The sequence below is a fragment of the Candidatus Solincola tengchongensis genome (genome assembly GCF_015711935.1).
GTDB lineage: Bacteria > Actinomycetota > Geothermincolia > Geothermincolales > RBG-13-55-18 > Solincola_A > Solincola_A tengchongensis.
On record NZ_JACVJJ010000119.1, the window covers coordinates 1 to 10,227 of the forward strand.

General features: G+C 57.0%; 6 protein-coding genes. 5 read left to right on the forward strand and 1 reads right to left on the reverse strand.

What is annotated here, in order from left to right; translation table 11 throughout:
* The 5 genes from H7007_RS12250 to H7007_RS12270 form a co-directional block, all read left to right on the forward strand.
* The coding region (locus tag H7007_RS12250) for a CocE/NonD family hydrolase (protein ID WP_287155597.1) at nt 1-2,649 on the forward strand (2,649 nt) is incomplete at its 5' end.
* Nucleotides 2,650-2,794: 145 nt separating this feature from the next.
* On the forward strand, nt 2,795-4,681 hold the full coding sequence (locus H7007_RS12255) for an AMP-binding protein (protein ID WP_287155598.1): 1,887 nt from the start codon (nt 2,795-2,797) through the stop codon (nt 4,679-4,681).
* A gap of 449 nt (nt 4,682-5,130) precedes the next feature.
* Nucleotides 5,131-6,693: an FAD-binding oxidoreductase gene (locus H7007_RS12260; RefSeq protein ID WP_287155599.1), complete on the forward strand. Its 1,563-nt coding sequence runs from the start codon at nt 5,131-5,133 to the stop codon at nt 6,691-6,693.
* A gap of 150 nt (nt 6,694-6,843) precedes the next feature.
* Complete coding sequence (locus H7007_RS12265; RefSeq protein WP_287155600.1) at nt 6,844-7,470, forward strand: cobalamin B12-binding domain-containing protein; 627 nt, start codon at nt 6,844-6,846, stop codon at nt 7,468-7,470.
* A 125-nt stretch (nt 7,471-7,595) separates the two neighbouring features.
* The gene (locus H7007_RS12270; protein WP_287155601.1) at nt 7,596-8,729 is read left to right on the forward strand and encodes a uroporphyrinogen decarboxylase family protein; all 1,134 of its coding nucleotides are present in this window, start codon (nt 7,596-7,598) and stop codon (nt 8,727-8,729) included.
* A gap of 19 nt (nt 8,730-8,748) precedes the next feature.
* Here the strand turns inward: H7007_RS12270 and H7007_RS12275 are convergent.
* Nucleotides 8,749-10,227: AMP-binding enzyme (locus tag H7007_RS12275; RefSeq protein ID WP_287155602.1), on the reverse strand; the 1,479-nt coding region annotated here is incomplete at its 5' end.

Consider the following 10,227-nt stretch of genomic DNA (forward strand, 5'->3'; position numbering starts at 1 on the left):
GGCCTCTCCACTGTGGTAGACGGAGCGAGGGAGGCCCTGCCTGCCCAGCTGATGGACGGAACGGGGAAGATAGTAACCGGTGCCGGTGACCTGCTGGAGGGAACGACGGACACGCTGCCCGTCCTGGGTGACGTGCATCCGGACCGCGGAGTGGCCGTGCGAGCCGCCGATTACGTGGACCCGGAGGGGCTGGAACAATACCGCATCGTCATTCCTGCGCAGGACCCGCTGGTCCCCGAGAGGGAGGAGACGGTAGTCTCCGCCTTTCCATTGCAGAGGGAGCGCGAGCCCGGCCTTGTGGCCATGACCAACCATTACATACTCCCGCGCATGAACCTCACCCAGATGGGGCTCTTCTACCACACGATCGATACCCAGCAGGGAGGGGGCAGAGAGTCGGAATGGCGTTACGACACCATGCTCGATCTCATCCTGGAGCGCTACGGCGCCATAGATCGGCTTACGGCCATGTGGCTCATAGATTTCCTCAACCCCGCCCGGTGCGGCTATTACGGGACGGACACATCGCAGTCGGTCAAAGGTCACCATGTGCTCATGGACAACCACTCTTTGGAGATATGGTCCCTGCACGGGTATTACGACGATCCCTGGCAGCACGTGGATTTGAAGAAGGTCCTCGGTCTGCCCAAACCACCTCCGCCCAACGCTTTTCCCGTAGCCGTTATTCGGGCCGGCACCGAAACCGCCAAGGCAGGAGAGGAGGTGACCTTGGACGGATCCGCTTCCTACGATCCCGATGGGAAGATCGTCTCCTGGTACTGGGACTTCGGGGATGGGGAGAGCGCTGCCGGAAAGACGGTTTCCCATGCTTTTACCTCGGAGGGGCTGTACACCGTCACTCTCACGGTGATGGACGACAGGGGGGCAAAGGATAGCATTTCCCGTAAGATTGAGATTGATGAAGCGCCTTCACCTGTTTCGGGATATGCCATAGCTTTCGAAAAGGACGTCCTCATCACCATGAGCGATGGGGTAAAACTAGCTGCCGATATATATCGCCCCGAGGATGAAGGATCGTTTCCGGCACTTCTGGTCATGACCCCTTACCGGAAGGACGTTATAGCCGATTCTCTTGCGTACCATAAGAACTTCGTGCCCGAAGGGTATGCATGCGTATATGTTGACATAAGAGGAACCGGAAATTCCCAGGGTGAATGGACATCCTTCGGTGATGTTGAGGGAGAAGACGGTTATCAGGTAGTGGAATGGGTCGCTCATCAACCTTGGTGCGATGGAAACGTAGGGATGCTCGGGCCTTCTTACATGGGGATAATCCAGCTTTTCGTGGCCGGAAAGCGGCCGCCCCACCTCAAGGCCATCTTCCCCATGGTGGCCATGAGCGATGCCTATTCGGACATCGTATACCAGGGCGGTGCACTGGATGCGGAGTTCATCCCCTCCTGGCTGGTACTAGTGACGGCCTTGGGATTAATTCCGCCCACATATACCTTATCCGAGCCCCTTGTGGCCATAACTGCGCTTTCTCAGCATATAAGCCAAATTCCTGAGATCGGGTTTTGGGTCCTCAATAACTACAGATACAACGAATTTTTCGAAGAACGTTCTCCACAGAGAGTTTGGGATGATATCCATGTCCCCATGTTTGTGACGGCGGGATGGTTCGACCTTTTTACTCGAGGTTCTTTGAGGAACTTTGAAAACATCGACGTACCCAAGAAATTGCTGGTGGGCGAATGGTACCACATGGATGGGTCATCGATGAAAGGCGTGGGTGCTTTTCAAATCCAAAAGCGTTGGTTCGATTACTGGCTTAAAGGTATAGACAACGGGATAATGAACGAACCTCCGGTAACTCTTTATGTTATGGGTGAGAATCGATGGAGAACGGAGGGCGAGTGGCCATTGGCCAGGGCCAGATATGTCGACTTTTATCTAAATGGGAAAAAGAGTGGCTCGGCCAATTCCTTGAACGACGGAAGCTTATCCACCATGCAGCCGATGTCCGGCGAGGCCCCGGATGTGATTGCGTACGATCCTACAAACGGCGCATTATCGCGTTCCAGCGTACGCTGGCAGGGTGGAAGCGCCTCCGGAATGCCCACCAGCGAGGACGACAGGGTGAACGAGTTGAAATGCCTTACCTATACCACGGACGTTCTTTCCGAAGACTTGGAGGTCACAGGTCCCATCCGGATGAAACTTTACGCCTCTACGTACTTCCTGCCGTTGGATGTCCGTCAAATGGTTGATGAGTGTAAGGAAGCAACGGGAGTCAATCTCGACGAAAGTGTAGTGGCCGAAAGCCTGAAGAACGATGTACTCTGGGTGGTCAATCTGCAGGATGTTTTCCCGGACGGGAGATCGCGTAACATAACCTCGGGTTGGCTGCTGTCCTCACACCGTAAGTCGCGCACCGATTTCCAGAGCCCGCTTCCGGGGATGATTTACGAGTACGACATAGAGATATGGCCTACCTGCAACGTGTTCAAGAAAGGACATCGGATAAGAATCGACATTTCCAATTCCGATTTTCCGCACCTGGCGCCGGTTCTTATACCCTCGTTGAGCTTGGTTTTTCATAACGCGGAATATCCGTCCAGGATAACCCTACCCGTCGTGGACGCTCCCCGGTCGGATCAATGGCTGGAGAAACCTCCCGGTATGTAGAATTATCGATTGGATTGATGACCAGAGCATAATAAAGCGGATTTGTGCCGGCTTCGTCAGCGTTGCGAAGGCAACGTTATCTTGATTCGTAATCATTTTACGAGGTTGGTCGGCATCCCTCGGAGGTTTAAAGGAGGTTCTTGGTATGGAGGCACCTTGGGTTCAGGAATATCGGGCCGTGGGAATCCCGGAGAGCCTGGAGCCCTACCCGGAAGAGCCCACTCATCATTTCCTCGATAGGGCGGCGGAGAGGTACCCGGGAATGGGATGTGTGCAATTGGGCCTGGAACTTTCCTACGCCGAGATAAAGGAGAAGGCGGAACGCTTGGCCGGCGCTCTTTGGGAAATGGGCGTAGGGAAGGGAGACCGGGTGGCCACTATGTTGCCCACTTCTGTCCAGTTCGTCATCGCCGATACGGCCATATCCAAGGCCGGGGCGGTGCATATGCCCTGCAGTTTCCTGGAGGCTCGGGATACCCTGCTGCACAAGTTCAGGGAAGGCACGCCGAAGGTGTTGATCTGCCTGGACGAGCACATGGATACGGCGGAATTTCTGCGCACCAACTTCAAGGCCCTGTATGAGGTAATCGTGACCAATGTGGCCGATTTTTCAGAACTCCCTCCCGAACAGACGAAGAGCGGCAGGTTCCTCAGGCTCATCGAGGTTCTGGAGAACACCGAGGCTCGGCCACCGGAAGTGGACATCAACCCGGCCGAGGACCTGGAGACCCTGCTCTTCACGGGAGGCACGACAGGGGTTCCCAAAGGATGCATGCTGACCCACAGAAATATAGTGGCCAACGCGCTGCAGAGCACCTCCGTGTACGGGAAGATCACCAAGGTACTGGAGGGAAACATCGCCGTGCTCATGGGTTTGCCCTTCTTCCACAGTTACGGGCACTGCATGATGCACACCATGATCCAGATGGGCGCCACTATGCTCCTGGTCATAGACCCCCGGGATACCAGGTCCATGCTCCAGATGATAAAAGAGTACCATCCCATCATGCAGATCGGGGTGCCCACCCAGTTCATGAAGATGCTCCAGGAAGACCTTAAGCATACCCGCATCATCGGGATATCCGGATCCGCTGCCCTGCCCCCCACCGTTCAGGAGGAGTTCGAAAGGGCCAGCGGAAGCCTCATCTCCGAGGGATACGGGCTCTCGGAGATGTCGCCGGTCACCCATTTCAACATCTCCTCCAACATCCGGCTTTTCGGAGGCAAAGCGGCCATCAAGTTGAACAACGCCCTCCTCTTCAACCCGCTGGGCATCGCCCTGAACCGGAGCCTGATAAAGCTTATAGGCTACAAACGTTTCGGCGAGTTTTTCACCTCATTGGTCTCCCTTCTGACCAGATTCAGTGGAAAATCCCCGAAGCTCAAGTCCATGGAGAAGAGGGGGAGCATCGGCATCCCGGTTCCGGACACGCTGGTGAAGGTGGTGGATCCCGATACCGGAAAGGAGCTCTCATGGGAAGAGCTGGCAAGAGACGGCATGACCGGGGAGATGCTCCTGAGCGGGCCGCAGAGGATGTTGGGATACTGGCCCCAGCCGGGCAGCGGGATGGACGGGGAGGGGTACATCCACACCGGGGACATAGTGCGCATGGACGAGAGGGGCTATTTCTCCATCGTGGACCGGACCAAGGATATGGTAAACGTCTCCGGGTACAAGGTTTACACCAGGGAGATAGACGACATCCTCTACGAGCATGAGGCCACGGCCCTCGCCGCCACCATCGGTGTGCCGGACCCCGACAGGCCGGGAAGCGAGGTGGTGAAGGTCTTCATCCAGCTCAAGCCGGAGTATGTGGGCAAGGTGAACGAGAACCACTACTTCGAATACCTCTCGCAGAGGGTGGCCAAATACGCCCGGCCGAAGAGCATCGTCATCGTGGAGGAGATGCCCCTCACCGAGGTGTACAAGGTGAACAAGAAACTGTTGCGTGAATTGGAGATGAGAAAGACACAGAAGGACCAGCTCGAGAAGGAGGGGGGAGACCTCGAAGCCGCATTCCACATAGAATAATGTAGACCGATAAACCAGTTCAGTGAAAAATTCACAGTGTTGGCAAGGAGAAATTCCTCGCATTCATGAGTCGCGATGACGGCTTGTTGGGTACTCTCCACCGACCAAAAAAGTTTTGCATAGGGAACAAAGGACGGGAAGGTTTCAGGTGTTGATTCTTGGCCGGCTGGAGGTGTCGAGTGACATCTCGAGGAATCCAAAAAACTTCTTATACGCGATTCATAAACGGAAGATAATGGTTTCTAGCCTCCTTTTCCGGTGCAAGGATATTGTTAAGCTTGAATGGGTTAAATCACAAACGCGGCACATACCCGTGGCAACCCTACTTTAACGGCCCGCTTTGCAATGCTATTGGGGATATTGAGAAAAAGGGATTAAAATAGCAACGAAACGACATTTAGGGAATGGGCGTTCAATAACCGCGTCCTTTTTCTGCGAATCGAGGGAAAGTGAAGGAAGCCGAGGTCCTCCGGCGGCTGGGGGAGGCCGTAGGTCCGGAGAACGTCTCCATGGACCCCGCAATCCTGGACGGTTACGCCTTCCAGAGCTTCGGCAACCTTGGGGAGTCCGTCCCCTGGATCCATCGCCCCGTTGCCGTGGTGCTTCCCTCAACGACGGAGGAGGTGCGGGAAGTAGTGAGAGCATGCCGGGAACTAGGATTCCGGTTCAAGGCCTTCTCCACGGGCTGGGGCGCCCATGGCGGGCCGGGCGGTGAGGGCGTGGTCCAGATTGACCTGCGGCGTATGGACCGCATCCTGGAAATCGACGAGAAGAACATGTACGCGGTGGTGGAGCCCTACGTCATCTGCGCCCAACTCCAGGCGGAGGCCTTGAAAAGGGGGCTCAACCTGCACATAATCGGCGCCGGGTGCGGGACCTCCCCTTTGGCCAGTTGCACCTCTATGGACGGCACAGGATGGACGGGGCTGAGCACCGGGTACAACTGCCGGAACGTCCTGGCCGTGGAGTGGGTCCTCCCGGACGGAGAGGTCCTCCGGCTGGGCGCGGCGGGAAGTGGCCTTGGGTGGTTCTGCGGGGACGGGCCCGGCCCCTCTCTGCGGGGCATCATGCGTGGCCTTTTCGGGGCCCGCAGCGCTCTGGGAGTATTTACTAAAGCGGCGGTGAAACTCTACCCCTGGCCCGGGGAGCCTCGGCCAGATGTCCGGGGCACCATGGACGACCTGCGCGCCGCCGTGCCTCCCAACTTCAGGATATACCTCTGCATCTTCCCCTCCTTCGAGGCCTACGCGGATTTCGCTTACCGGGTGGGGGATGCGGAGATCGGCTTCATGCTCTGCAAGAACTCCATAGGGCTCATCCTTTCGATCTTCATGCCCCGCTTACTGAAGAGACTGCCGGAAAGGGAGAACCTCAAGGCGGCCTTGAACGCCATGGAGCATATGTTCCAGTTCATGCTCGCCGCTTCCTCACCGGGGGAGCTGGAATATCAGGAAGAGGTCCTTCGGGAGATCGTCGAGAGATCCGGCGGGCTACTGGTGGACCTGGCGTCCACACCGGGCTTTGGGGGCGCCGTTTGGTGGGGGATGATCAGGGGCGCCCTGCCTCCACTCTCCTTCCGCATGGGAGGGATGATGGGAACCTCCTTCGGGACCTGCGGCGCTTTCGACAACTGCGTGAACCAATCCCGCGTAGGGGCGGAGCTCAAGAGGCGCTACATCGAGCAGGGAAAGCTCTATGACGATTTTTCGGACAACGCTTGGGGAGGGGTCTACGAGGGCACCGGACACTACGGTCACCAGGAAGAGCTCATCCTCTTCGACCACCGAGACCCGCATCACCGGAACGGTGTCAGGGAGTATGCCCTGGAGGCGGCGGAGGCCATGCGGGACAGGAACTTCGGCGTGGGGCTGGGAGCCTTCATGCTGGAGGCCGCGGACAGGGACCGGATCTTCGGGCCCCACACCTGGGATTATCCCGCCTGGCAGGGGAGGGTAAAGGAGATGCTCGACCCGGAGGGCGTTGCGGACGGAAGCTTTTACTGCGCGGATTAGCGTTTCCGGCAGGGATGAGGCCTCGGGAAGCGATGGCCTGAGGGAAGAACCGATCGAGGGGATGGGGAGTGTAACGAAAACGGCATTTTCTTCCAGCAAGCAAACTCGGCTTACACTCCGAGACTCGGGAATAGTGGGGGTGGGCAAGAGATGAGTGGGGATTTGGCCGCTTTGGTGATGGAACTCAAAGAAGAAGAGGTCTTGGACGCGGTTCGAGAATCCCTGGAAGGAGGGGAGGACCCGCTTTCCCTGGTGGAATGCCTGCGGAGGGGCATGACCGAAGTGGGGAGGAGGTTCGAGAACAAGGAATACTACCTTTCCGAGCTCATAATGTCCGCGGAGATCTTCAAGGAGGCCATAGACCTCATAGAACCCCATCTGCAGAGAGATTCCTGTGAGGTGAAAGGGGACGTAGTCATCGGCACGGTCAGGGGCGACATACATGACATCGGGAAGAACATCGTCTCCACATTGCTGCGGTGCGATGGTTTCCAAGTTTACGATCTTGGAGTGGACGTAGCCCCCTCGGCCTTCGTGGATAAGCTCAGGGAGACAGGTGCTCGCTTGCTGGCCCTCTCCGGCCTGCTCACCCTGGCTTTCGATTCAATGAAGGATACCGTGAATGCGGTTGTCGAGGCCGGCCTGCGCGAGCGGGTGAAGGTGATCATAGGAGGGGGGCCGGTGGACGAGAAGGTCGTGAAGTACGTGGGCGCCGATGCCTTCGGTAAGGACGCCTCCCAGGGCGTGAGGCTGGCCAACGCTTTCCTCGGTGGGTGATTCGAGACCGGGGACCGAAGGTCAGTGGGGTCGTTGAAACCTTTTCCGTGGATGTTCGGCGAAAGAAGAGATCGCCCTCTTTGTCTCGGAGAGGATTTTCCGGATGCGGGGAGGTAAATTAGCTCATGGATTCCCGTGAGCGTATCGAAACCGCCATAAGGCTGGGTAAGCCGGATCGGGTTCCGGTGGTCCCCATCATCGACTTCTTCTCCGCGCGTTACGGTGGGATCTCCCAGCACGACATGCTCTTCGACGTGCGGAAGTCGGACGAGGCGCTGGAGAAGACCCTGCGCGACCTCGGCCCCATCGACGGCCAGCACCTCTCCTACGCCGGCCTGGGCCGGATCATGCAGCTCATTTTCCCCAACCCACCGGTGATGCCCGGCGTGGGAGGGGAACCCCCGGATGGTCAGTTCCAGTTCGTGGAGAGAACGGTCATGCAGCCAGAGGAATACCTGGAGATAGGGAGGCGAGGTCCTCTGCGCTGGGTTCTGGACAAGATGAGGCTGAGTCACCCGGAGCTGAAGAACCCCTTGGAATTGCTCAAGGCTTTCGGGAACTCCTTTGCGGATATGGCCATGATCAAGAGGTCGATAAGGAGGTGGCGGAGCAAGGGGGTGGAGTCGCTGGTGGCCTTCAACATAGTCTTCACCCCCTTGGAGTATATCTCACTCTTCATGCGTTCTTTCAACAAGTTCATCCTCGACCTTTTTCGCCGCCCGGAAGAGGTGAGGGAGGCCAGTCGCGCTCTCATGCCACTCATGCGGAGACAGGGTGCCCTGATGGTCAGGATGAGCGGCATCAGGCGCGTTTTCATGGGGGGTACCCGGACCAGCGCCTCCTTCCTCAGCCCACGCCAGTTCGAGGAGTTCGCCCTCCCGGAGTGGGAGGAAATGTGCGAGTTCTGGGTGTCCAGGGGGGTCACTCCCGTTCTCCATTTCGACTCCGACTGGACGGCCTTCTTCCCCTACTTGAGGGGATTGCCGCGGGGAAAGTGCGTGCTGAACCTGGACGGCACCTCGGACATCTTCGCCGCCAAGGAGCAGCTTGGGGACCACATGTGCATCATGGGAGACGTGCCCGCCACCCTACTCAAGTTGGGCGAGCCCGAGGAAGTGGACGAGTACTGCCGCCGACTGATCATGGAACTCGGCTCGGACGGAGGTTTCATCCTCAGCTCGGGTTGCACCATCCCTGTGGACGCCAAGCCGGAGAACGTGAAGACGATGTTTTCTTCGGTTAATAGGTATAAACCTTGAGCGGGCAGCTTACTCGGCTTCAAGCCCTGTCGAGCTTTTCGGCGATCAATTTCTGAGCTATGGCACGATCGATTTTCCCAGACGCAGAGCGGGGCACCTTGTCCACGAAGACAACATGGCGAGGCCGCTTGTAACCTGCCATCCTTTTACGGCACCATTCAACGATCTCCTCTTCGGTGCAGCTCTTACCCGCTTCCAGTTCGACCAGGGCGGTTACCGCTTGGCCCCAGCGAGGGTCAGGGATTCCCATCACCGCAACATCCCATACCTTAGGATGGGACTTTATTATTTCCTCCACCTCCTCGGAATACACCTTTTCTCCGCCCGTGTTGATCACGTAATTGCCTCCCCTGCCTATCAGGTTGAACTTGCCGTCTTCGGACACGGTCCCCTCATCCCCGACGAAAAACCAGCGTTTCCCGTCGATTATCCTGAAGTCGTGGGCCGTCTTCTTTGGGCATTTCCAGTAACCCAAAGCCATATAACCACCGTACATGAATTCACCGATCTCTCCTGAACCTGGTTTAACATCTTTTCCGGTCTGGGGATTGATCACTCTGGCAGGATAGACTTGCTTGGAGTAAAAGTCGCTCTTGTCGAAAACCACTCTGGCTCCGGCCGGCTGGATTGTGTTGTCGACAGAGGAGGTGATGGAGGCAAACGCACCGGAGGATTCGCTGGTACCCATGGAGTCGACCATTAAAAGGCCGGGCAGATGATCGAGCAGCTCGCGTTTTATATGGGGCGACCAACGTACGCCTGAGGAGACTATGGCCCAGAGGCTCTTGAGGTTGTAGGCACGACCTTCAGCCCGGGCCTTCCGCAGCTCTTCAACCATTGGGAGAGCGAAGGCATCCCCGACGATAACTGCAGTGTGCACTTTATGTTTCTCGACGGTCTCCCAAAACTCTCGTGCTATAAACGGGTGAGGGGTGGGAAGGAAGACGGTTGTGGCGGCTATAGCACCTAAGTAAGTGAAGGCTCCCTCGTATCCCGCCCCGTGGAACAGAGGCGCAGCGCAAAGGAATTTTACCCCCTCTCTTTGCAAAAGTCCGAAAGCCTTGAGCATGTAGGGATTCCCCGCTATCATCCTGAACAGTTGGAATGAAAAATTCTTGGTTATTGGTGAGCGTAAAACCTTGCGGACGAGATCGTTCGAAAGAAACTTGTCTATTCTTTCAACCAGTTTGGGATCGGAAGCAAAGAGCGTGGATATGCCGTGCATCGCCTCGTCGGGATAATCCGCAAGTCGGTCGAAGATAGGAATTAGGTTGTTGATCAGCATGTAGTCGAGGCCCCTCACCCTCTGCTCGCCATCCCAGACCGTGCCCTTAGGGTAACCGGTCGTCCCTCCGGTGTACATGAGAAAGCAAAAATCATCGTTATAGACTTTTATCTTGGGGTTGGATTCGTCATCCGACAAGATCTCCTCGAAGGCCAGCATGCCATCAGGCACTTTTTCGGGCGGCTTGCCGACGCCATAGACAACAATGTTCTT